Genomic DNA, 23,406 nt, shown 5'->3' with positions numbered 1-23,406 from the left:
GATTTTTCAAGCCCTTAAATAACGATCCGACAAAAAAAAACGGCATGCCATTAAAGCGGCATGCCGTTTGCTATTGGTGCCGACGGCCAGACTCGAACTGGCACGGCTTGCGCCACTACCCCCTCAAGATAGCGTGTCTACCAATTTCACCACGTCGGCTAAAACCATACTTCCAAAACTTACTCGGCGGGCTCGGGAGCCGCTTCCGACGCCTTCACCTCTGAACTCGATTTTTCCTCGGAGCCAACCCCAGGCTCCAGGACCGCTTCCGGCGCGCTCTCGGCTGGAGGCGCTGGCACGTCGGATGAACCGCCATCGATCCCGGGCGCCGCGCCGGGTATGGCCGGGATGTCCGAGGTCACCGCCGGTCTGGGCGCCCCTTCGCGCGGCATGGCCGGAATGACCGCCGTGTCTCCGACGCCATCCATCAAGCCGGCAGGCTCGCTACCCTGGGTAGCGAAATAAGCCAGGGCGATGCTCGTCAGGAAAAACAACCCCGCCATGATAGCAGTGAAACGCGTCAAAAACGAGCCCGAGCCTTGCGCGCCAAATACCGTTGCCGAGGCGCCGCTACCGAAGGCCGCGCCGGCATCCGCGCCCTTGCCATGCTGAATCAGCACCAGCCCGATCAGGCCGAGCGACAAGAAGACTTGGAGAACCGTCAAAATCGTTTGCATGCGTTACTCACAGAAGGGCATTCAGGACGCCGCAGCGTCTCCGGCCCGACAGATCGCCAGAAAATCCTCGGCAACCAGCGCGGCACCACCGATCAGGCCGCCGTCGATATCCGCCTGGGACATGAGCTCGCCAGCATTCCCGGGTTTCATGCTGCCACCGTAAAGAATCCGGACCTTCGCCGCGATGGTCGCGTCATGACCGGCGATCCGATGCCGAATGAAATCATGCACTTCCTGCGCCTGCTCGGGTGATGCCGTCTTTCCGGTTCCGATCGCCCAGACCGGCTCGTAGGCGATCTCAAGCTGACCGAAGGAGGCGATCCCATTATGCTCGATGATCGCATCGATCTGCGAAGCGATCACCTCTTGCATGCGACCCTGCTCGCGCTGTTCGAGCGTTTCGCCAACACAGAGGATCGGCGTCATTCTGTTCGACACGACGACAGCCAGCTTCCTCGCGACGATCGCATCGGTCTCGCCATAATATTCGCGACGCTCCGAGTGACCGCAAATAACATAGCGACACCCAAACTCGGCCAGCATGGCTGCGGAGACCTCACCCGTGTAGGCGCCGCCCGCTTCGGTGCAAACGTTCTGCGCACCGAGCCGAACCCGGCCGCCCGACAGCAGACGCTCGCCGAGATCCAAGAACGCGAATGGAGGACAGACGGCGATTTCAGCCTTTCCGATCTCTTTCGCACCTTCGAGCACAGCGGTCATCAACGCCTTGGCGCTGACCTTAGTGCCGTTCAACTTCCAGTTTCCTGCGATGAGAGGCTGGCGCATGGAGATACTCCGTGAAGCGAGCCGGCAATCTTAACCATTTTTTTCCAGATTTCAAGCGCGGGTATGAATCCGATCGGGAACAGGGGCCGCCGCGAGCCGAAGCAAGGCGTTTAATCCCGACGCCTCTTTCCGTTACACTGCCGCAATGGCTAAAAGCAGCAAGAACAAGTCCAACGCCGGCTCGACCATCGCGCTCAACAAAAAGTCGGGGCACGACTATTTCATCGAGCAGAGGATCGAGGCCGGGCTGGTGCTCGAAGGCTGGGAGGTCAAGAGCCTGCGGGCCGGGCGCGTCCAGCTCAAGGAGAGCTACGTCAAGATCCTGCACGCCGAGGCCTTTCTGATCGGCTGCCACATCTCGGCCCTGCAGAGCGCCTCGACCCACGTCAATCCCGATCCGACCCGATCCCGCAAGCTGTTGCTCAAGCGCCCCGAGCTCAACCGCCTGATCGGCCTCACCGAGCGCGCCGGCTACACCCTGATCCCGACCGCGCTGTACTGGAAGCGCGGCCGAGCCAAGCTCGAGATCGGACTCGCCAAGGGCAAGAAGCAGCACGACAAACGCGCGACCGAGAAAGACCGCGACTGGCAGCGCGACAAAGAACGGCTCTTCAAGGTCGGTTGAACTTGTCGCGGAACCAAAGCGCGCCTATAGTGACCAACGATTACCTGGGGGCGACATGGCTTCGACGTGGGTCGCAAAACCTGAGGTGCATGCCGAGGTGCGGGTTACCTCGTAAATCCAACCGCAAACTTATAGTTGCCAACGACGACAACTACGCTCTCGCTGCTTAACCCAGCGGGCCTCTGACCGTCACTTGCCTATGGGCGACGGGTTCCAGGGGTAAAATCACATGGGATCGTGGAGACGGGCGTCCGGACCTGATCCGCTAAAACCTAACGGAATCGCCGACTGATCGCCCTGCCCTTCGGGCGGTGGAAGGCTAAAACAATAGAACGGGCTAAGCATGTAGGGCCAATGGCAGAGGGCTTGCGGACGCGGGTTCGATTCCCGCCGCCTCCACCAATTAATTTATAAAACAAAACACTAGAACTCACCGCTCGGCATTTTTGGATCATTCCAGCGAATCCATCCGATGCCCGAGCGGATTCGTCGTCTCGATCAGGGCTTGCGATTCGCCCACCTCCTGGCCCATGTATCCCCGCTCCAACTCTTCGCATAGACCTCTAACGCTAACGCGTTCTTGAGCGCGAAGTATCCGAGCCGCGGGGACACCCCGAACGGATTTGGATCCAGCCTACGCCACATCGTCGTAAAGGTGTGGCGGGTCTGCTAGTCCATCCCGACGCACACCAAGGAATCTCCTAAGTTTTTCGCCACCCTTGACCTCTCCCAGTACTGACGGAATCAGCGGCGCTCATCCTCCCCACCCCCGGCGCATCAGATTGTCGAGATCCCGCCGCGCGAGCACGGTCGCGCAATCCCGCCAGGCGCCCTCACTGGGCTTGATGCTGTCGTTGTAGCGTAGATCGAAACCGGTGGCCTGACGGCGCGTTTCGATGTATTGGTCCATTTTTTCGCCCAGGGTCTCGATCTCGTCGATCCAGTCGTCCTTGATGGTATCCGGGAGACCACCAAACAGATCGTAGCGGTTGCGCATTCGCTCGGAGAGACGCGCGTAAACCTTTTCATCCACGGTCCCTTGATGCACCAGGTTCAGCATATCCACCGCCGACCGGGCCTGACCAAAGCGTTTGATGCGTCCGATGCGCTGCTCCAGGCGGGTCGGATTCCAGGGCAGATCGACGTTGATCAGGGTGCCCAGGGTTTGCAGATTCAGGCCCTCGCACGCCGCGTCAGTCGCGACCATGATCCGGATGTCATGATCCGCGACCATGCGCTTGAGTGATTCGCGGGCAATGCCCACCGCCTGACTATCGCGATACAGGCGACTGCGATCCGCGCCGGCATAGAGTCCAATGACCTCGCCCGACAACTCCGCCGCCAGGGAATCGGCCACCCAGCGGGCGGTGTCGTGGTACTGGCTGAAGATGATGCAGCCAAGTTCCAGCCAGCCCTCGTCTTGCAGGTAGTAGCGGATCGCCTGGAGCTTTGGGTCGTCGCGCATGCCTTCCAAGGCGGCGATCAGACGCTCGAGCGCGGCTCGCTCCGCGTCCGTCCGGACCTCCAACTCGACTTCGTCATCCTCGGAGTCCTCCTGAATCCGATGCCCCGCGAGCAGTGTCGTGGCGGTGTTGAGGCCGGCCACCACGCTGGAACAGACACGTTGCTCCATTAGATTTTTCATGAAGCCACCACCCTTCCCGCGTTTGGCGAGCATCCTGCCAAACGCGCGGGCTTCCGCATAGGCCCGATCGAAATCCGATGTGGTGCGCAAGGCGCTCTCTTGGAACAGGGCATTGAAGCGGTGCGGGTCCTTGACCAGACCTTCCTCGGGATGGACATTGACGGCGATCCTGTCGAGCAGACCACGGGTCTCCAAGGTGGCGCGCTTGCGCAGGATGACATGGCGCACGAAGGGATTCTCGCGTTGGAAGAAGGAGGCCCCGTCGATGACCCGCTCCAATTCGGTCTCCAGATCGGCGCGCAGATCGGACGAGAGTAACGCGAGGGCGCCGGCCAGATGCTCGGTGCGACTCAACCCAAGATCCTCGCGCAGATTGCGGAACAGCCGCCGTGCATTGGGTTCGTTCGTGGATTCCATCGTCGGCAGCGGCGAGCGCAATAACCGCCAGCCGTCGTTGAGATCCAGAATCCGCTCCTCTCCGGTCAGGATGGGCAGGACAGACGCTGGCTTATGCCAGGTGGCCAACTCGTTGCCCAGCACGAAACCGCTGCTGCCACGATGCAGCACGCGCATCAGATCCCACAGGTCTTCCTGCTGGGTCTGGATCGGCGTGGCGGTGCCCAGCAAGACATGGTCGGCACGATTGGCGACGGTCAGCATGAAGGCCAGCAACTCGTTTGGCTCACCGGCCGTCTGGCCATAGCCCTGGCTGGATCGCGCTTTATGAGCCTCGTCCAGGATGACCAGATCGAAGCTCAGGCTGATCAGGCATTCTTTCTCCGTCGATTTGCGCACCATCAGTCCAGTGGAAACGATGCCGATGCGCAGCGGACAGCGTGCGATCTGTTCCGGCCCACTGGGCGAAATCGCCCGTTCCTCCGGATCGAGCCAGACCTTGCGGTTGGAATGCCAGCGCGCACAGGGGATGCCGAGTTTGTCGATCATCTCGGTCTGCCACTGTTCGCAGAGCGTCGCCGGGGCGAAGATGACGATGGGCTTGCGCCGGCGGCGGGTCTTCTCGGACAAGAGGCACAGGGTCAGGGCCGCGGTGCCCAACGACAGGGTTTTGCCCAGGCCCACCTCATCGGCCAGCAACAGACGCACCTGTCCATGATCGTTGTAATGGCGCAGACATTCCGCCACGAATCCCTGCTGCCAAGGTTGCAGCGCCATGCCCTCGCGGTACAGCGGAGACTCGATCAGGGCGGCCGGTGCCAGCGTCTCCTCGTCCGCGATGTCTGGCAGCACCACCTCGAAGCGCCGACCACGACGCCGCACCTCGCGGCAGACCGCCTCCGGCAGGGGTTTGGCCGCGTTCCATAGGAACGCGAATTCGGCCTCGATCCAGGCCACCCCTTCGGGCGAGTCGTCCTCCCACAGAATCTCGTAGTGGCGCTGCCAGCCGTGGCGGGTCTCGTTCATGGAGCCAATGAAACCGAGCTTGCGCCCGTCGCTCCGCTCGATCACGCCAGCCTTGCCGTGCAGGAAACCGCAGAGGCTGTCCGGCGCCACCCGGATCACCTGGCCGCGCTGGGCGAGGAAGGCATCCAGGCGCTGATAGCGCTCGCGGTTGAGTAGGGACTCGGCCTCGATGGAGCGCTCATTCCAACGCCCGAGCATCCGTGCCTCGCGGAGTTGGGCGACCTTCAGATCCTCGGGCGACAGATCCACGTTGCAGACGATGCGCACGTCGGGAATCGACTCCAGCCACTCATGCGCAATCTCGAACAGCGAGCTGGTGAAGTAGCCGGCGATCCGCCGGTAGCTGCGTGCGCCTTGGAGCTGTTCGGCGAGGAAGCTTTGATCCAGACGTTGAACGCGAGATGAAAACCGACGAATCGCCATCGCACAGGAGGCCGTCAGGCGGCCTCGGAGACGACCCGTTCGATTTGTAGTGGGTAAATCCCGCTTTTCTGCGCATCAAGGATCGTCATTTCACCGATGCCATCGGCAGTGTAACCAATGTTCACATTCCAGCTCACCGACTCATCGCGCAGGATGGCGCCCTTGGAAATCTCGATGAACAGGATGTCATCCTCTTCGTAATAGACAATTCTCATGATTCCTCCCGCTGTTGCCAGTTGACCATGACCGTCTTCACGATGATCGCTTGCTCCGTCGACACGGCCGCGCAAACGAGATTGTCCGAACGCGACTCGAAGTGGTGGAAGATCCAGCCATGGGGTTCATGTTGTGCTCGGTAGCTCCCTTCCTCGATCAGTCGTTTGACTTCTGGCAGCGTCACATTTCGCTTCGCCATCGACTCGATGGCATGATTGGTCAACCAGACTTTCTTGCCAAACCGCGCACTCTCGAAGACATCGCTCATCGCAGCGAAAAGTCCTTTGAACGGTCCAGATCCTCGGCTGTGAGGCCCTCCGTCAACCCCGCCAACAGACCCTTCAGATCCCCGCCATTGTTGGCAGACCTGGGTAGATCATCCATCAACAACAGAACACGAAGATGGGTTCCGTCCGGGATTGTCTCCAGCAAACGGATGGTGTGGTGCTCGACCGTGGCTTCAAGTTCGATGGCTCGCATGCGAGTCCTCCGGGTTGGTGGTGGGCGGCTTCAACTGCTACCGCCGCAGGCTGCGCATAAGGCAAGCAGTGGCGAGGTATCCAACATGATCCGACGATCCGCTTCAGGCATTGGACAAGTCTTCCGTCAGCTCATCCGGTGTGAGCTGGATCGGCGAGACGCCGTACCGATGCAAATCAAGCAGAAATGACACAAGGGGTACATCTGCCAAGTGTGCCGCCTGACCGCTGGTCAGGCGACCTAACTCGAAGAGTTTGACCGCCATCGCCATTCGGGCATCCTGCTCGAACTCGTTGCGGCTCACCCTCAGTACATCCGGAAGTGCATCCGGGTATTCGATGACCAGTTGCCTCATGCCTTACTCCATGACGATGCTTATAGTGTGACTGGAGAACCCGTGATTACTGCAACCGCTGATTACGCATCCGACTGGCGATGGCCTCGGCCGCGCGGCGGATGTCTGGATGATGGGCCTTGGCGGCAATGAAGTCGGTCATGTCGACCAGCAGCGGGCGGCGGTGCAGATAATCCGGCACGGCCTCTTGCAGGTTCGCCATGACCATGCCGGGCTCCTGCTCGGCCAGGAATGCCTGGATGGCGACGATCAGCGCCCCGAGCGCGGTCGGGCCGATCTCGGTGCGGTCGGTGAGATCGCGCGGCTGGAATTCGGTGACGGACTTCAGGCGCGCGGCGTTGGGCTTGATGTCCGCCATCACGGCGGCATAGTCGGCCACCCGGAACGCCTTGGCGAAGTTTTGGTAGTGGTCGAGCTTGGACGCACCGGTCGTCTCCATGTCCAGCATGCGCAGATAGAAGCGCTGGATGCCGGAGAGGGCCGCCCAGGTCTCACGGTCGAGTCCAGCGGGGACCAGCAGGCTGTTGGCGGTCTCCGCGGCCTGTTCGACGATCTCGTCGACCACGGTGGTCTCGCCCTTGCGGCGCGGGCGCAGGGCAAAGGCGGTCACGTCCTCACCGCCGATGCTGGTATAGCCGGTCAGCACCTTGAGCGCCGCCGCGTAGCCGGCCATCTGCAAGTCCGAGTCGTTGAAGACCGGCGCACCCATGCGGGCCTCGGTCTCGGTGTTCAGATGCAGCATCTGCTTGATCTGGGCATCCACCTCGCGTTTGACTTCAGGGAGGAGGCGCTGTTTGAAGCCGGGGCGCTCTCCGGCCTCACGCTTGCGCAGCATCAGGATCACTGTGCCCTGCACATAGCCGCCCTTCTTGAGTTCCGAGGTCGTCTCGGTGGCGATGTACCAGGCCCCGACCACTTGTAGACCAGCGGCCCAGAAGATCGCCACCATGTCGGACCAGACGCCGGTGTCCTGATGGGTGAACATCACGCACTGCATGCCGTTGTCGGGCATGTGGTCGGTCATGGCTTTATAAGCGTCGACCATGCCGCGTCGGAAGTCGTCACCGGAGCCCTTGATGGCGAGGTCGCGACGGGAGTCCCAGGTCCATTGGTCGAAGGGCGGCGGCGGATTCTTGCGTAGCCAGGCGATAAAGTATTCTGTGATTTCGTGATACATCACCGCGTCGGCGTAAGGTGGGTCGGTGATCCAGAGATCGTTCTGCTCTACACACTCGTTTCCAGACAAGCACAGAATGGTTTTCCTTGTTTCTTCCATCTCGATAGCTTTTGTCGAAAACTCGATATCTAAATCAGCGAAAGAATGGTGTCCCCAATTATAAAAGGTATTAAATGCCTGGTTATAAAAAACGTGCCCAAGGAAATCGGTTCCTCCAACAGATTCTGGGCTTCGCATAATCCACTGAACCAGCTTGGAACAAAAGTCCAAAGACTTCGGGAACAAGACCCGATTCTCCACGCTGATCTTTTCGTTCACCAAACCCAGATAGTGAAGTTCCCTCGGACTAAACAATTGGTGCCAATACATCCAGCCGCGTGTGCGAATCAGCTCATCGGTCTTTTCACCAGGCTCGATCGCCATGTCAGGAATTATTCCCGCACGCTGCCAATGACCTAGGTTCTCGGCAACGATAGTTTCGACCTGGCGCTCGCGCTCAAGATCGTCCTCGGTCACTGTAGTAAAGAAGGTTCCCTTTCTGGACTGAATAAGTGATGCACGGGTGACCCACTGGATACAGTACAAACGCTCCTGAAAGATGTCATCGGGACGCGGCTTGAAGTCCTGTTTCTCCCAACATCTGAGCTTGTTGGCCGTGTTACTGCCCGCGTCACGATAATCCCCTCGCAGCGTTTTGATTGGGGTGAGGTGTGTCTTTCCATCTAGTTCGTAGGCCAAGTTGCCGTCACGCACGGTGCCCTTCTCGGCTTCCTTCATATCGGCGGTCGACGCAGCCGTGACGATTCGGATATCGAAGCGCTTGCTCACATAATCGGGGATCAGTTTGGCGACGACGCGATGTTTCTTCGAGATGACCCAACTCGGCGCCATCGGCACCATCCAGCCAGTCTCCGGACAGCGGGTCTCCAGACAATAGAGATACACCTTGGCCCGGTTGCCCTGACTGTCGTGCTCGATGCCAAGTTTCGTGATGATGCGATCCACCGTTTCGGCTACCGCACGTTGCGTCCGCTCGATCTCGGCACGCTGCTCGGGCGCGGCAGCGATGATGTTGAGCGCCCCCCAGGTCAGCATGCAGGCGATGGGGTTGAGGTCCGAGGCATAGACATCGCAGCCCAACCGCGCCGCCTCGAAGGGGATGGATCCGCCGCCGCAAAAGGTGTCGCCAACCTTGGGACGATGGCCGAAGCGCAGGATGCCGAGTTGCTCGACCAGTTCCTGATGGGAGTACGCCGCGATGCCGAACTGGCTCAGATGGTCATTCACGGCGGGCCAAATCGGGGCGTAGAGGGCGACGGGATCCATTTCCTCCGGACGCTTGCACAGACCGGCGCGTTCCTCGTAGGAACCCAGACGCTCAAGCATCTTGGCGTAGAGTTCCAGCTTCATGTCGTCCGTGGTCGTCTTGCGCCACTTGATCCCTATGCCTTCCTGATCGGAATCGAGCGGAAAAGTCCAATGGCTCGCCTCTCCAGCCGTCAGCCCCATGGCCTTGACCTTGTAGGTGAAGTACCGCCACGGATCTTGCAGCTCAAGGGTTCGGGCAATCTGGCTTGGCTTGAAGGCGTTGTTCTCAAGTGCTCGCCGCGCCAGACTGTCCGTGTCGAAGGCCATCAGCCTCTCAAAGATCTCCAGATCCTGCTCGGAATCATCGGTCTGCGGCAGCAGGCTGCCCAAGATGATCGCCCGTACCAGGATCAGCGGCTTGCGACCCTTCCAGTAGGAACCCAGGGCCGTCAGCGTCTGCCCTGCCCCGGCCTTGCGCTCGCGCTGCGCCTCGAAGGAAACCTTCTGCGCCGGAAACACCGCTTCGATCAGCGCCGGGGCATCGCGCAAGGCGAAGGGTTGGAGCCGCGTTTGCCCGTCTCTCGTTTCCATGGATGCTTCAACCCTCGTCGATCTGCCGTTCAAATTGTCGTCGTCGAGACAGAATGTCTCATGACTCGGCCATGATGGGATGGCATCGCTCGACGCAAGCCACTGCACGGGCGAGCGAAGGGGATGTCTTGGCGGCTCGGCGACAGTCCCACTGGTCACGCACGAAACCGCTCAACTGCTCGTCGTATCCGAGCCCGACCGGGAAGGAGACACCTGGTGCCGGGAGGATCTCTTGTTTCAGGTTTCTGCGCCTGGACCGACGGACCAGGTTGAGCAAAGCGGCCTTGGGGTCGGTTAGATCGTCCGGCCGATCAGGGATCCTGGCGATCGCGATGCCAAGAAATTCGGCGAAGGCTAAACGGTCCGCAAGCAACCAAGACTCCGTCTCCCGGACAGCGACTCGAAACAGGAGGCGTGGGTGCGGGCCGTCAAGCAGCCAGGCGGCGCGTAGCTCGGGCGCACAGCGCATTCGGTCCAGGTCGGTCAAGAGCAAGACGGGCATGACGTTCATGGCGATGCGGTTGAAATCGCGAATCCGTCCCTTCAGGTATCCAAAACCGTCCTTGCGCAGTCGCATGTCGACGGAATGATCTCCGACTTGCCGCAGCAGGGTTTCGGCTACGGCTTCGCTGAGTGCGTCTTCCGTGGCGACCGCGAATCGGATCATCAGAAGAGTCCAAGCTGCTCCGCGCCCTGAGGACGCGCCTTGGGCAGAAGAACCTCGGCAGGTGAAATCCCATTCGCCAGCAGAGACAGTTCGTCCTCGGTGGCGCCGCGAATCTCGGATCCGTCGTCGGTGGGTATCACCAACAGGATGGCGCGCCCATCAATGGGGTTGTTGAGCATCGCCTCGCTGTGGGTCGTGATCAAGATCTGTCGCCGGTATTTCGCCTGACGTTTGATCCGGTCGATCATGAGCGGAATCTGTCTTACGATCTCATCGTTCAACGACAGTTCCGGTTCTTCCAGTAAGAGCAAGGAGTCTCCGTCCAACAGCGACCAGAGGAGCGCGATGAGTCGCAGGGTGCCGTCGGAGAGCTGATCCTCCCGGTGCCAGGCCCCTTGCGGGCGCCAATGGGCGTAACGCGCCTCCAGATGCGGAAGGCCAGTGATCTCGTCTCGAACGAAGCGCAGCTCCTTGAACTGGGGCACCGCCTTGGTCAAGACCTGCTGGATCTTGCGCAGTCGGGCATCCCGTGTGGTCTTGAGGGTACGCGCCAGTCCGTCGAGAAAGCCTTGGCCGAAGGGATCCTCTTCCAATCGATTGCTGCCGAGGCGATCGGCGAATTTGAGGAGTTGCGGGACGAGATGCAGATAGGTGGTGGCGCGAAAAAAGTTGGCGAGCACCCGAAATTCGAGATTCGCATTGACTTGCTCAAGATGGCTCTGGGTCAGGCGCTCCTTGTCTCCGATATCAGCCGCGTCGGGGCGACTCAAGAGGCAGGAGCCATTGTGCTCGACCCTTTCCTCATGCACCACGGGCCGCTGAAGACCCGTCCCCTCGCTCTTGAAACCTATTACATAGCGCCACTCGTCGCGATCTTCCCCCACCCCCTCGGACAACTGAACCTCGATCCGTACCTCATTGTCCTGCCGGGCCTGGAGACACCGCAGCTTCTTGATTCCGCCCCGTTCCGCGACGGCCTTCTGCAAGCCGCCGCCGGCGGTATCCGCTAAGGTGCGCAGGAAGCGGAAGACATCCAACAGGTTTGACTTACCCGAGGCATTGGGGCCGATCAAATAGGTGGTTTCGGAAAGCGTCGCATCGACTTTGCGGAAATTGAGCCAGTTCTTGAGGCGGATATGATCGATTCTCATGGTGTTGTTATCGCCCCCACAAAGATCCGTTCATCCCGCGATGCCAGGGTTGCTGGCGTCGGACTGGCGTATCCAATCTTCCAGCCGCAGATCGTCGAACCGCTCATAGTGCCGGGTGTTGCCTGTCACCAGGGTTGCCCCTTGTGCAAGCGCCATCGCCGCGATCATCAGGTCGGCGTCGGCGACCGTCTTGCCCAACCCCCGCAGCCGCGCCTTATGGCGCCCGAACAGCAGGGCACTGGGGAGATTGAAATCAAGGATCGGCAAGGTGGAGAGGAACTCGGTCACCAGGATCTGGTTCTGTTCCGGCGCGCGTGAGTTGGCGGCGCCGTAAGCCAGCTCGCAGGCGGTGATCCAGGTTGTGACGACGTGGTCCAGGGTGGCTCGGCGCTGTTCCAGCACCCGCGGATTGCCGCGCAGGATCTCGATACAGACATCCGTATCCAAGAGCTTCACAGCGAGAATTCCCGTCCCTGGGTGCGGGATTGGTAGATGTCCGCCACCAAGTCATCCGTCTCCTGATCGCTCCCCTGCCAGCGTCCAGCCAGCGCTTGCCAGGCACCAAGCTGGGCGGCGGTCTCCTGCCTGAGCTGGGTCGCGGGATCACTGAAGGATTCCAGTGCCTGTTCCAGTAACCAGATCGCCTCCCGGTTCAGGCTGCGCTGGTCCTGGGCAGCACGGGTGCGCAACCGCTCCATCAAAGGGGGCGGGATATCCTTCAAGGTGAGTGATGGCATCGGGCGGCTCTGGTGGATGCACGGATGTGCAACCATTTTGGTTGCGGTCGGGAAACAAGTCAATTCTGTTCCGTGCCCCTGGAAGACCGCTCCCCCATTCACTCCTTGAATAAAGGCAGCGTCTGGCCCCATGGTGCGCCCATGTCCGGGAGACTCCGAGTCTTCAGCAAGGCGTTCTGGGCCACGTCGCCGAGCGCATAACGCAGCGCGACCCGCCAGCCCTTGTCGCCATCCTGAATACCACCGGTGGCGATGGCAGTCATGCCAAACAGCCACCAGCGTTCCTCCGGGCGCAGCGCGAGCCAGCTGCGCACGGCCACGCCGATCTTGTCTGGTTCGAGATGCTCGATGGCCCAGGCCAGCACGCATAACTCCTTGCCCAGCAGGCGATCCAGCGGTGTATCGCCGACCTTCCAGGTGCCGGTCGCCAGGTTGTGCTCCTTGAGCCGGGCATTGAAGGCGCGCTGTACCTCCGCGCGGATCGCGGTCCAGCGGTGACGCTCCAACAACATACGGTCGATGACCTGCTCGCGGGCGCTCTCGGAGCCCATACCGAGATGCTCAAGGATCAGCACCGCCGAGGCGTTGCCGCGCGGAATCCGCACCACGAAATGATGCGGATCGGAGGTCGCGGGGACGCCGAAGCCCAGGGTGCGATGGGCGTAAGCGGTCTGTCTCGGCTTGGTTTTGGACATGGCATGAGTCTGGCCGTGGCCAGCTAATCGGTTTCCTGAATCACGTCGCCAGACAGGAGTTCGACGCCGGCCAGCTCGGAAAACTCCTGGAGCGCGAAGCCATCGCCGAAGCTGATACCGCCCCTGATCAGCACCTGGACTGCGGCCTGTTCCTCGCCGAGGGCCTGACGGATACCGATGATGGCCATCTCGATGGCGGCGGCGGTCAAGGCACGCTCGTTGAAACGGATCTGAACGGCGTTTTCGCCCTCGCCCAGCAGAATCTGAACCCCGCGCAGCAGGGTATCGGGGCGATCCTTGAAGCGTTGAATGAAGCTGAACGCCTTGTCCGTGGTGTCAATCGAGATCCGCTTGCTCTCCGCGAGCCGCGCCGGCTTGCGCGGGTCGATGATGACGCGGTCATCACCGTCCGACGGGATCTGGATCCTGGCGCTTTTTTCCACCTCCCCGGCCTGCGCCGCGATCAAGATCGTACAGCCCTTGGCCGGGACCGCAAAGGGTTGGCTGTAGCGTGTCCCCTCCCTGGCGTTGGTGCCGTCGAGGGTGTAGCGCAGTTCGGCGGCGGGGGTGCAGCGCAGTTCCACCTTGCGGCTGTCGGCGATCCGGTGGATCTCATGGCGGACGGTGAGGTCCGCCGTCCAGCGGGTCGGCTCTCCGATCTGGTACTTGCCGGTGGGGTCGACCGCGAGAAAATACAGGGTCGCCTCTGTGGTGCGATAGTCTTCCAGATCCTGGATCTGCTGGTCCCGATCCGATACTGCGGCGGTCCGGGCGACATGGATTCGAGGGCTGTCGCCGGCGTTGCGTGGGGTGAGCGACAGGCTGGTCTCGCCAGACTCGCGGTTCGTTCCAAGCGGCGTGACGTTCACCGAGGTCTTTTCGACGGGGAAAGGCCCCTTCTCGATGTGCCCCTCCGGCGTCTGGCGCCAACGGCCTTGCTTGAGCGCCTCGTCGCGCAGCAGCTCCAGGCCCCGTGCGCCGGGCATCCAGGGCCAGGTGGGGTCGGTCTTGGCGCGCATGACCAGATCCCGCCAGGGGACACGGCGGTCCTTACCCGGCCAGAGGTAGGTCTCGGCCATCGCCCAGTAGTTCGGCAGTTCGTCGAGCATGTCCAGGGCGAGCTTGTTGTCGCAGCGGGCACTGGCCAGAAGTTTCTCGATCTGTGACTCGGCGGAATGTTCGCCCGCGCCAAAGCTCAGACCGTTATCGATGGTGGCCATGACCAGTTCGCCATCGCCGCCGGGAAAAAACAGCCGGTTGTAGGCGCCCGAGACCGCCTTGGTGAAGCGTTCGGACAACTCTTCGAGCTTGTCGCGGGCCTCGTCGTAGAGGGTGTCGCCCGAGTTGAGCTTGGCCTGGATTTTCTCGACCGCGTACAGCTCCCGCAGCCGTGCCTCGACCTCGTTGGCGAAATGGCTGTCGTGCCCCGACAGGACCAGGAGATTGTTCTTCTCCTGCTGGAACACGAAGAAATCACGAATGGCCTCCGGTGGGGTGCGCCCATCCGGCTGCACCACCAAGAGGATGCGGGCACCGGACAGCCGCACATCGTCCAGACGCGGCATGATCTGGACTTCCTGATACGCCGCCCTGGTTTTGCTCTGGACCTGGAACAGCCCGGTCAAACGGTTGATCAGGGCCTGCTCCAGCTTGGGCGCGGGGATCTGTCTGGCATCATGCTCGATGCGCCGCCCCAGGTTCTCGGTCTCCTTGAAGTAGAAGGCATCCCCTTCATGATGCAGATACCAGGCTTTGTGGGCGCCCTTGCGCAACTCTTCCAGGGCGACCAGAAATTCATCGGCCTTGCGATAGGGAGCGGTGAGGTATTCGATGAGTTCGGCCTGGGTCAGACCGGTGTGGGCGCCCACGGCGCGGGACAGCGACGCGGAGAGCAGGAGCCTGGCCACCTGGGTGGCGGCATCGTGACCCAGTGTGTCGTCGATCTTCTCGGCGCGGGCGTTGCCATCGTCGGCGATGTCGTTGACCACTGCCGGGTGTAGCGCTGGGTTCACGCGCTGGACCTCGTCACGCACCGCCGGGTCGTTGAGGTCCAGATGTTGGGTGCCGATCAGGAAGACATCATTGGTCTCGCGGTTCCAGACGCTGCGCAGCAAGCGGGCCGTGAACTGCATGAGGCCGCGCGTCTGACGAAAGCCCTCGTTCTCCTTGAACAGGGCCACCAGGTTCTTGAACGAGGGGTGAAAGGGATAGGTCGTCCGCACTTCCTCGGCGACCTGTTCCATGGTCCTGGCGGTGATGTAACCACCGTCCTCGGCCGCCTTGACCTGCTCGGCGAAGGCTTCCGCCACGGAGTCGATCAGCGCGTCTCCGGGTAACTCGATGAACAGGCGTTTTTTCAGGATCTCGTAGATTTCGTTGCCGGCAAGCTGTACCGGGGTGATGGTCTCCGCCTGGCGTCGGGATTCCTGCTGAAGGTTGGACATGACCCGCGCCAGATCCCTGGTCTGGGCCTCGTAGCTCCCCGACAGGTTGGCGATGACCACGCAGCAACGGGGCAGTTTCATCGCCGCCGTAAGGAGGTTGCCGATGCTGTAGGTCACCAGGTCCGCCAGCGTCCCGTTGCCGATGGGGCGGGCGTTGGCATTGAGCAGATAGGGCGGTAACTCGTCGAGCAGAATGAGCGTCGGCTCGTCGCCGATGATCTCCACCCATTTTTTCTCGTCGATGGGTTTGGGGCCGTCGATCCAGTGGGATCGCACCAGGTCGGCCTTGCCCAACTGTTCGCCGATCTCGCCCCAGATATAGTGTTCTGGATCGTTGCGGCCGTTGAAGGCGGCGATGCGTGCGGGGCCGAAGTCCAGACGCTCGGCCAGGTCAGCGGGCAGCACGCTGGAACGCAGGCGAGGATGTTTCGCGAGAAGACCAAGGGCCACCATCAGATGGGTTTTCCCGCCGCCCATGGCCTGGGCCAGCTCGAAGGCGGCCTGGTCGGAAAACCCCGCCAGTCGCAGCAAACCCTCGCGAAACAGGACGTCCATGCCCTGCGTGATGTAGTTGCGGGCGAAAAACTCCCGGCCATCGCCTTCGCCGTTGATCAGGTCCGAGAGATTCTCGATCGCCTCTGTCATCCGGTAGTCGTGGACCATCGGATGAATCCTGCAAGCGTCACGAACGGTTCCAAGCACATCGACCTCCTTGAGTTCCAGTCATATCACCATGCCGTGATGCCAAGACTTCGGGTATCTCCGATCGTTCGGATGGCACCGCCTCGCACGTCTCTCTCGGCAAGTCCCCGGCTTGGCGACAACCGCTGCCACCTGAACCAGGCCGGCACCCTCAGGACGCCGCCTCCAGCGCCTCCGCCAGGGTCCGCACGGCTGTGATCTCCAAGCCCTCCACCCCTTCCTTGGGCGCGTTTCCCTTGGGGACGATGGCGCGATGGATGCCGTGCTTGGCGGCTTCGCGCAGCCGGTCCGGACCGTTGGGGACCGGGCGGACCTCGCCGGACAGGCCGACCTCGCCGAAGACGGCGAGGTCGAGCGGCAAGGGGCGGTCGCGGTAGCTTGAGAGCACGGCCATGATGACCGGCAGGTCGGCGGCGGTCTCGGCGATGCGCACGCCGCCGACGACGTTGACGAAGACGTCCTGGTTGAACATGCCGACCCCGCCGTGACGATGCAGGACGGCCAGCAGCATGGACAGCCGGTTCTGGTCCAGCCCCAGGGCGACCCGGCGCGGGTTGGCGAGCGGGCTCTCGTCGACCAAGGCTTGAACCTCGACCAAGAGGGGCCGGGTGCCCTCGCGGGTGACCATCACCAGACTGCCGGACACCGGCTCGTCGTGGCGCGAGAGAAAGATGGCGGAGGGGTTCTTGACCTCGCGCAGGCCGTGGTCGCCCATGGCGAAAACGCCCAGCTCGTTGACCGCGCCGAAGCGGTTCTTGATGGAGCGCACGATACGGAAGGGTCCGCCGTGCTCGCCCTCGAAATAAAGCACGGTGTCGACCATGTGCTCCAGCACGCGCGGGCCGGCGAGCGAGCCGTCCTTGGTGACGTGACCGACCAGAAAGACGACCGTATCCTGCTGCTTGGCGAAGCGGACCAGTTGCGCGGCGGCGTCGCGCACCTGGGAGACCGAGCCGGGGGCGGATTGCAGGGTCTCGGTGAAGAGGGTCTGAATGGAGTCGATCACCATGATCCGAGGCCGCTCCTGGGCGGCGTGCGCCAGGATGAGTTCGACGCAGGTCTCGGCGAGCAGCCGGATGCCGCCGCCGGACAGCCCCAGTCGATGGGCGCGCAGACCGATCTGCTGGGGCGACTCCTCGCCGCTGACATAGAGCACCGGCTGGGAAGTCGCCAGGGCGGCGCAGGCCTGGAGCAGCAGGGTCGATTTGCCGATGCCCGGATCGCCGCCGATCAGCACCACCGAGCCGGTGACCAGCCCCCCGCCGAGCACCCGATCCAGCTCACCGATGCCGCTTTGGATGCGGCGTCGTTCCTCGGCGCTGACCTCGGCCAGGGTCTCGACCTTGGTCGGGTCCGCGATGCCGGCATAGCCGACGCCCCGCTCTTGCGGACGCTGGCGGGGTTCAGCGACTTCCGAGAGGCTGTTCCAGGCCCCGCAGTCGCTGCACTGACCGGCCCATTTCGGGAACCGACCTCCACAGGCGTTGCAGATATAGACCGTGCGCGCTTTGTTGGCCGCCATGATTTCTCGGTTGTCAGCTGTCAGTTATCGGTTGTCGGCGCGATCTCGTGCTCGATGAGTGCTTTGAGCTCAAGCATCATGCGGTCGGCGCTTTCCTGGATCACCCGGCGCACCAGGCCGACGAAGGGGCGCAGGCCGGGATTCAGGTAGCCCAGCTCGAAGTTGAAGCTGAGGTGCGTCCGGTCTCCGAGCGCATCGAAACGGTAGTCGATCTTGAAGGGGTCGTCGGTTCCATGAAAGGTCAACTGGCGTCCGCTGTCGAAGGTGACGACGCGAAAGGTGCTCTGGGTGCGACGACCCTTATCGACGCGCACCTGACGTCCCATCCAGCCGACCTGGAGCGGCCCCTGACTGAGGGCCTCCATGCGCTCCACCTCGCGCGACCAGCGCGGGTAGTTGCGGACGAAGTCCACCGCCACGAAGACGAAGACTTGCTCTGTTGGACGCGCGATCAGGGTCCGCGCCTCGGCTGTCACCATCGTTCATCAGTCTCCCAAAAGTCGGCGCTTGGCCTCGTTGATCTTGGCCGCCAGATAATCGGAGCCACCCCGGTCCGGGTGCAGCCGTTGCATGAGCCGCCGATGCGCGGCGCGGATGGCCTCGGCGTCGGCCTCCGCTCCAACCCCAAGGATCGACCGGGCCTCGGTCTCGTCGAGACCGGCCGACTTCGGTGAGGCATGACCGGCGTTGGCCTTGGGGTCGACCCCCTCCCGCCATTCCTCGCCGTGCTCGCGGTCGAGATAGGCCTCCAGCAGGGCGAGCGATTGGGCCTCGCTGTCGCGATAGAACTCGTGCAGGCGCAGCAGCTCATCGAGCTTGAGCGTACTCAGTTCGCGGCCCTTGAAGGGGCCGTCCAGCACGGTACCGCCCAGCGCGCCGGTGACGTGGTCGAGCCGCATGGCCAGGTAGCGGGTACGAATGGCCGAGGCCTGACCGGGTTGTCCGGCCTTGGCCGAGCCGATGACATCATCCAAACCAAGCGAGCGCAGCAGTTGTCGCAGCACAGGGAAGAGGCGTAGCAGTTGAGCGGCACGCAAGACCAGCGGAATCGCCGCGCCCATGGCGGCCAGAATCGGATTCAGCCGCCCGGTGAGCACCGCGATCGCCAGCACGCCGATCAAACCCCAGAAGGCCGTCTTGCGCAGGACGCGGCTGACCCGCTCCGGTGGCGTCGAGCGAAACCAGTGGAGCAGCCAGAGGACCGCCGCCACTAGGGCGATCAGAAGAACAACACGGACGATCATGCGCTTAGCGTCCCTTGCCGACGATCTGGTGAGTCAGTTGCAGAATGGCCCCGCCGCGCTCGCGACCATAGCGCTCAAGCGCCTGGCGCCCGCCGGCGGCATAGACGGCCACCGCGCTCAGCAGATCGCGCAGCAGGCGCGGGCTGTTCATGTCGAAGGGACACCAGGCGCCGCCGCTCAGTCGCGCGATGTCGCGCAGGGCGGGCTCTGCCGCGGGATCGCGCCCCTCCTGGAAGACGAAGACCGGGACGCCGAGCAATCCGAGCCGACCCGCCAGCCCGGCCAGGCGGTCGCGGTCTTCCTCCATGCAGTCGCCGACGAAGACCAGGGCATTGACCCGTCCCCGCGCGCTCTCGTCGATGGCGTGCTGGAGCAGTCGACCGATCTGGGTCAAGCCGGCCTCGCAATGCACGCGATTCATGCACTTCAGCAGGGATTCGGAATCCTGGAGCCAGGCGGACGCCTCGAACGCATGAAAGCCACCGTAATGGCAGAGCTGAACGGCCAGTCCGCCCAGGTCGCGGGTTTCCAGGAACATGCTGGACTGGATCTCGGCGGCACGGTCCCAGGTCGGCTCGCGACTGGCGGTGGCGTCCATCGCGAAGATCAGACGCCCGCCCGACTCGCCCGAGGCGCGACGGGGCGTGGCGGCGACCCGATGGAGAAAGGCGTTTACGGCGGTCTGGCTGGAGGGTTGGTCCAGATCTTTACGTTCGGCGCTCATGGTCGTCAGGGTATTTGGGTTGGGCGGATGGATCAACCGATGTTGAGCGATTGGCATAGGGCCAAGGGTAATCCGCTCGCGCTTGACAGCCTTACGTTAACGGAAGATTCTATTTCTTCCGTTAACGTAAGATCAGGAGTCATCCATGCACGTCTCGGACATCATGATGCATTTCCAGGATCCACTGGAGCCAGACCAGCGGCGGGCAATCGAAAGCGAGGTCAGGGCGCTGGATGGGGTGATCGCGCCACGTTTCAACAAACCCCGGTTGTGTCTCGTGGCCTATGATCCGGATCGAACAACGGCCGCCGCCCTGCTTGGCTTGGTGCGCGCCAAGGGATACCGGGCCAACCTGGTCGGGCTCTGAGCTTCCATGGAGGTCAAAGGCTACAAGATCGGAGAGGTGGCAAGCCGGCTTGCCACCTCCGTCAGAACGATCCGCTACTACGAGGAGGAAAGCCTGATCAGACCGCTGCGCACCGAGGGCGGCACCCGTTGGTACGCAGAGGCGCACATCCGGAGACTAAGCGCTATCCTGGAACTGGCGCGTAACGGCTTCTCGATCGAAACCATTCGTCAGATCAGTCGTTTGCGCGGACAGTGCCTGACCGGGCGGGAAAGCAGCCAGCGTCTCTCAGCCCTGCTCCAGGACCGGGTTTCCGACCTCGACGCACACATCCAGGCGCTTGAACAGTTGCGCGATGAAATACTGTCCGCTAAGAGCGTGATCGCCACCTGTGGCGACTGCGGGAATCACCCAAGCACCCCGGGCTGCCCGAACTGTCAGGTCATCGGCAAGCTGAGTGAGATCCGCTTGCTCAACCTGGTGTGGGATGTCGCCTCCTGAATCCGACCACCGCTCTAGCCCAGCCGACCGGCGGTCATCCCGGATGGCTGTCGGCCCCGTCGGATGAGCCTGAATCCGTCCCGAAAAAGCTCCTTACCTCCTCGATATTCCGGGTCCGGGCCATGGGCGGCAGGCTATCCAGAAAAGTATAGCCATAGGAGCGCGATAACAGCCTGGGATCGCAGACCACCAGCACCCCCCGGTCCTCCGCGCCGCGAATCAGCCGCCCGGCGCCCTGCTTGAGCGCGATCACGGCGCGCGGCAACTGATGATCCCGGAAGGGATTGCCGCCGGCCTTGCGCAGGGCGTCGATCCGCGCGGCGAGTACCGGATCGCCCGGCGAGGCGAAGGGCAGCCGGTCGATCAGCACGCAGGACAGGGCCTCGCCGCGCACGTCGACACCCTCCCAGAAGCTGGAGGTGCCGAGCAGGACGGCGTTGCCGAGCTGGCGAAAACGCTCGACCAGCTCGGCGCGCGGGGCCGTGCCCTGGACCAGCAGCGGATAGGGGATCCGACCCTCCAGACCGGCGGCGGTTTCACGCAGCGCGCGGTGGCTGGTGAAGAGCAGGAAGGCGCGGCCTCGGGTATGGCCGATCACCTCGCGCGCCAGTTCCAGCACCTGGCGGTTGTAATCGGGATCCGAGGGCTGAGGCAGCCCGCGCGGCACGAACCAGAGCGCCTGACGGGCATAGTCGAAGGGGCTGTCCCAGCGCGCCGTCTCGGCGGCGTCGATCCCGAGCTGGCGGGCGAAATGGTCGAAGCCGTCGGCGACCGCGAGGGTCGCGGAGGTCAGAATCCAGGCGCTGCCCGCGCGCCCGACCTGCGCGCGGAAGAGATCGGCGACCTCCAGCGGGGTCTGATGAAAGCGGAAGCCGCGCCCCAGGGTCTCGAACCAGCGCACGGCGTCGGAGGATTCGGGCGCGGTGAGCAGACCCAGCCGCTCCAGCAGATCCTCCGAGCGCTCCAGACAGGCGTCCAGTCCCTTACCGCGTCCGGTCTGGGTAGCCAGGGCCTCGGCGAGCGATTCGAGACGACGCGCCAGAACCTCAAGCGCCCGCTGAAACGCCTCGTCGGCGTCCAGTTCGCGCCAGGGTCCGCGCCGCTCCGACTCACCGAGCGTCAGACGCAGATCCTGATAGGCGCGTCGCAGCCGCGCGGCGCGCTCGGGCAACTCTGGAACATCCTTGGCCTCGCGTCCCGCCTCCAGCTCCGTGTCCCGCGCCAGGTCGGAGAGTTGGCGGCTGCTGACGCCGATGCCGAAAAAATTGGAGGCGGTCTCCGGAAGCTGATGCGCCTCGTCGAGGACGAAGCAATCGGCGCCGGGCAGGATCTCGCCGAAACCCTCGTCCTTGAGCGCCAGATCGGCGCAGAAGAGATGGTGATTGACGACCACCAGATCGGCCGACTGGGCCTCCCGACGCGCGGCGACCAGATGACAGTCCTGCCAATCCGGACAGTCCTGGCCGAGACAGTTATCGGTGGTGGAGGTCACCAGCGGCCAGACCGAGGCATCCTCGGGGATCGGCAGCTCGGCGATATCGCCCCGTCGCGTGCCCTTGGACCAGTCCCGGATTCGCTTGAGATGGCCGCGCTGTTCGGCATCCAGGTAGGCCGGATCCTCCAGGGCCAGCTTGAGGCGATGGAGGCAGAGATAGTTGGCCCGACCCTTGAGGAGCGCGGCGCTCACGGGCGCGCCGAGCGCCTGGCGGATCAGCGGCAGATCGCGATGGAAGAGCTGATCCTGGAGATTGCGGGTGCCGGTCGAGACGATGACCTTGCGCCCCGAGAGCAGCGCCGGAACCAGATAGGCGAAGGTCTTGCCGGTGCCGGTGCCGGCCTCGCAGATGAGCACCCCACCGGCCGCCATGATGGAGGCGATGCGCTCGGCCATGGCCTGCTGCTGGGCACGGTAGGAAAAGCCCGGAATCTTGCCGGCGAGCAGGCCCTCGGGGCCCAGGACGTGGGAGAGATCGCTCACGTGGGCGGAGCCGCCCGCGCATGGATCCTGGCGGACTTGTCCTTCAGGCTCATCGGCGCTGACGCCTTCTCGCGCAAAACAAGCGAACCCCGCTCAATCGCTACCGGCGCGCTTGTCGGCCTCGCCCGCGCCCGCGACATCGCCGGCACGACGCTTGGACTCGGCGATGATGCGCCAGTTGTCCTTCTTGAGGTCGGCCTTGTCTCCCGCCAGGTCGTTCGAGCGCGCGGCCAGGTTGCCGGCCTGGGCCGATTGCCCCTGCTCCATGCGCACGCGCGCGAGCCGATTCCAGAGATAGGACTCGCGCGGGGCGATCCGCAAGGACCGTTCGAGCGAGGCCGCCGCTCCGGTGAAATCTCCGCTCTGGCGCTGTTGCTCGGCCTGGGTGGCGAGCGAATCGGCGGCCGGCGGCAGGTTGGGAGCGGCCACCCTGGATGGCGGTAGCGGCGCGACCGGAGCGGGGGGAGGCGCCGGAGGCGCCGGCGGCGGCGCCGGGGATCCGGTCTTGGGCGGCGCGGTCGCGGGCAATTGAACCTTAGGGTCGGCCTTGGCCACTTGCTGTCCGTCAGGGCGTTGCGGCGGGGTTCGCGGCTCTTGCGGTCCGGGGGTTCCTCCTGGCGTCGCGACCGGCGGGCGCGCCGGCGTTTGCTGGGCCGTTTCGGACGGCGATGCCTGCCCAGGCGGCGCTGGCGCGACCGGCTCCGGTACCGAGGGCGCGACGGGCTTGGGCTCCGGCGGGGCGTTGGGATCCTGGTAAGCGTAGACCTTGGTCCCCCGCTTCACCGGCTTGGCGGGTTTTTTCTCGGGAACGCTCTCCGGCGCGCGGACGGGCGCGGGCGCGGACGTGGGCGGCGCCTCGCGCGGGGTCACCTGGACGATGGGCGCCGGTGGTCCCTCGCGTGGCCCCATGGCGCAGGCGCTCAAACCAGTCAGGGTCACCAGGGTAGTCAGAAATTTGATCGATCGTTCCATGTGTCTGCTCGGTCGGCG

General features: G+C 63.2%; 23 protein-coding genes, 1 tRNA gene and 1 other RNA gene. 4 read left to right on the top strand and 21 right to left on the bottom strand.

The features are described 5' to 3' along the window. Positions 1 to 74: 74 nt before the first annotated feature. The 3 genes from CKO27_RS14285 to tpiA form a co-directional block, all read right to left on the bottom strand. Positions 75 to 159, bottom strand: a tRNA-Leu gene (locus tag CKO27_RS14285). 20 nt (positions 160 to 179) lie between these two features. Continuing rightward, positions 180 to 677 (bottom strand): preprotein translocase subunit SecG, encoded by a 498-nt coding sequence (gene secG / locus CKO27_RS14280; RefSeq protein ID WP_200375574.1) that lies wholly within the window; start codon positions 675 to 677, stop codon positions 180 to 182. A 21-nt stretch (positions 678 to 698) separates the two neighbouring features. Then, positions 699 to 1,463 (bottom strand): triose-phosphate isomerase, encoded by a 765-nt coding sequence (gene tpiA, locus CKO27_RS14275; protein ID WP_200375573.1) that lies wholly within the window; start codon positions 1,461 to 1,463, stop codon positions 699 to 701. 145 nt (positions 1,464 to 1,608) lie between these two features. Here tpiA and smpB point away from each other — a divergent pair, with 145 nt between their 5' ends. Together smpB and ssrA are read left to right on the top strand one after the other, a co-directional pair. Then, positions 1,609 to 2,088 (top strand): SsrA-binding protein SmpB, encoded by a 480-nt coding sequence (smpB, locus tag CKO27_RS14270; RefSeq protein WP_200375572.1) that lies wholly within the window; start codon positions 1,609 to 1,611, stop codon positions 2,086 to 2,088. A 46-nt stretch (positions 2,089 to 2,134) separates the two neighbouring features. Next, positions 2,135 to 2,490, top strand: a transfer-messenger RNA (tmRNA) gene (gene ssrA / locus CKO27_RS14265). 352 nt (positions 2,491 to 2,842) lie between these two features. Here the strand turns inward: ssrA and CKO27_RS14260 are convergent. The 16 genes from CKO27_RS14260 to CKO27_RS14185 form a co-directional block, all read right to left on the bottom strand. Beyond that, positions 2,843 to 5,578, bottom strand: coding sequence for a phospholipase D-like domain-containing anti-phage protein (locus CKO27_RS14260; RefSeq protein ID WP_200375571.1), 2,736 nt, complete (start codon positions 5,576 to 5,578; stop codon positions 2,843 to 2,845). A gap of 14 nt (positions 5,579 to 5,592) precedes the next feature. Beyond that, the gene (locus CKO27_RS14255) at positions 5,593 to 5,793 is read right to left on the bottom strand and encodes a DUF2283 domain-containing protein (RefSeq protein ID WP_200375570.1); all 201 of its coding nucleotides are present in this window, start codon (positions 5,791 to 5,793) and stop codon (positions 5,593 to 5,595) included. Continuing rightward, on the bottom strand, positions 5,790 to 6,062 hold the full coding sequence (locus CKO27_RS14250; RefSeq protein ID WP_200375569.1) for a DUF4258 domain-containing protein: 273 nt from the start codon (positions 6,060 to 6,062) through the stop codon (positions 5,790 to 5,792). The genes CKO27_RS14255 and CKO27_RS14250 overlap by 4 nt, the downstream gene beginning before the upstream one ends. Further along, complete coding sequence (locus CKO27_RS14245; protein ID WP_200375568.1) at positions 6,059 to 6,274, bottom strand: hypothetical protein; 216 nt, start codon at positions 6,272 to 6,274, stop codon at positions 6,059 to 6,061. The genes CKO27_RS14250 and CKO27_RS14245 overlap by 4 nt, the downstream gene beginning before the upstream one ends. 103 nt (positions 6,275 to 6,377) lie before the next feature. Then, positions 6,378 to 6,629: a UPF0175 family protein gene (locus tag CKO27_RS14240; protein ID WP_200375567.1), complete on the bottom strand. Its 252-nt coding sequence runs from the start codon at positions 6,627 to 6,629 to the stop codon at positions 6,378 to 6,380. Positions 6,630 to 6,675: 46 nt separating this feature from the next. Beyond that, positions 6,676 to 9,705, bottom strand: a complete 3,030-nt coding sequence (locus CKO27_RS14235) for an anti-phage-associated DUF1156 domain-containing protein (protein WP_200375566.1) — start codon at positions 9,703 to 9,705, stop codon at positions 6,676 to 6,678. Positions 9,706 to 9,763: 58 nt separating this feature from the next. Continuing rightward, positions 9,764 to 10,372 carry a hypothetical protein gene (locus CKO27_RS14230; RefSeq protein WP_200375565.1) on the bottom strand — a complete coding sequence of 203 codons (609 nt, stop codon included), beginning with the start codon at positions 10,370 to 10,372 and terminating at the stop codon, positions 9,764 to 9,766. Then, positions 10,372 to 11,523, bottom strand: coding sequence for an AAA family ATPase (locus CKO27_RS14225; protein ID WP_200375564.1), 1,152 nt, complete (start codon positions 11,521 to 11,523; stop codon positions 10,372 to 10,374). Before CKO27_RS14225 ends, CKO27_RS14230 begins: the two co-directional genes overlap by 1 nt. Positions 11,524 to 11,553: 30 nt before the next feature. Further along, the gene (locus CKO27_RS14220) at positions 11,554 to 11,979 is read right to left on the bottom strand and encodes a PIN domain-containing protein (RefSeq protein WP_200375563.1); all 426 of its coding nucleotides are present in this window, start codon (positions 11,977 to 11,979) and stop codon (positions 11,554 to 11,556) included. Further along, positions 11,976 to 12,260 (bottom strand): FitA-like ribbon-helix-helix domain-containing protein, encoded by a 285-nt coding sequence (locus CKO27_RS14215; RefSeq protein WP_200375562.1) that lies wholly within the window; start codon positions 12,258 to 12,260, stop codon positions 11,976 to 11,978. The genes CKO27_RS14220 and CKO27_RS14215 overlap by 4 nt, the downstream gene beginning before the upstream one ends. Before the next feature lie 98 nt (positions 12,261 to 12,358). Next, positions 12,359 to 12,955 (bottom strand): anti-phage-associated DUF3780 domain-containing protein, encoded by a 597-nt coding sequence (locus tag CKO27_RS14210; protein WP_200375561.1) that lies wholly within the window; start codon positions 12,953 to 12,955, stop codon positions 12,359 to 12,361. Positions 12,956 to 12,978: 23 nt separating this feature from the next. Continuing rightward, entirely contained in the window at positions 12,979 to 16,101 is a 3,123-nt protein-coding gene (locus tag CKO27_RS14205) for an anti-phage-associated DUF499 domain-containing protein (protein ID WP_338116046.1), read from the bottom strand. Positions 16,102 to 16,252: 151 nt separating this feature from the next. Further along, complete coding sequence (gene radA / locus CKO27_RS14200) at positions 16,253 to 17,623, bottom strand: DNA repair protein RadA (RefSeq protein WP_200375559.1); 1,371 nt, start codon at positions 17,621 to 17,623, stop codon at positions 16,253 to 16,255. Between the two features lie 20 nt (positions 17,624 to 17,643). Further along, positions 17,644 to 18,102 carry an SRPBCC family protein gene (locus CKO27_RS14195; protein WP_200375558.1) on the bottom strand — a complete coding sequence of 153 codons (459 nt, stop codon included), beginning with the start codon at positions 18,100 to 18,102 and terminating at the stop codon, positions 17,644 to 17,646. A gap of 6 nt (positions 18,103 to 18,108) precedes the next feature. After that, entirely contained in the window at positions 18,109 to 18,867 is a 759-nt protein-coding gene (locus CKO27_RS14190) for a J domain-containing protein (protein ID WP_207280822.1), read from the bottom strand. 4 nt (positions 18,868 to 18,871) lie between these two features. Then, positions 18,872 to 19,591, bottom strand: a complete 720-nt coding sequence (locus tag CKO27_RS14185; RefSeq protein ID WP_200375603.1) for a VWA domain-containing protein — start codon at positions 19,589 to 19,591, stop codon at positions 18,872 to 18,874. 145 nt (positions 19,592 to 19,736) lie between these two features. Here CKO27_RS14185 and CKO27_RS14180 point away from each other — a divergent pair, with 145 nt between their 5' ends. Continuing rightward, a complete protein-coding gene (locus CKO27_RS14180; RefSeq protein ID WP_200375557.1) occupies positions 19,737 to 19,958 on the top strand; it encodes an ATP-binding protein in 222 nt (73 codons plus the stop codon). A gap of 6 nt (positions 19,959 to 19,964) precedes the next feature. Then, positions 19,965 to 20,438, top strand: coding sequence for a MerR family transcriptional regulator (locus CKO27_RS14175; RefSeq protein WP_200375556.1), 474 nt, complete (start codon positions 19,965 to 19,967; stop codon positions 20,436 to 20,438). A 34-nt stretch (positions 20,439 to 20,472) separates the two neighbouring features. Here the strand turns inward: CKO27_RS14175 and CKO27_RS14170 are convergent, their stop codons facing one another. Both CKO27_RS14170 and CKO27_RS14165 read right to left on the bottom strand, forming a co-directional pair. Next, on the bottom strand, positions 20,473 to 22,416 hold the full coding sequence (locus tag CKO27_RS14170; protein WP_200375555.1) for a DNA repair helicase YoaA: 1,944 nt from the start codon (positions 22,414 to 22,416) through the stop codon (positions 20,473 to 20,475). Between the two features lie 93 nt (positions 22,417 to 22,509). Further along, positions 22,510 to 23,388, bottom strand: coding sequence for a tetratricopeptide repeat protein (locus tag CKO27_RS14165; RefSeq protein ID WP_200375554.1), 879 nt, complete (start codon positions 23,386 to 23,388; stop codon positions 22,510 to 22,512). Positions 23,389 to 23,406 lie beyond the last annotated feature (18 nt).

The organism is Thiocystis violacea, from assembly GCF_016583575.1.
GTDB lineage: Bacteria > Pseudomonadota > Gammaproteobacteria > Chromatiales > Chromatiaceae > Thiocystis > Thiocystis violacea.
The sequence above is the reverse complement of the archived record's forward strand: the minus strand, read 5'-3'. Positions and strand labels throughout refer to the sequence as shown.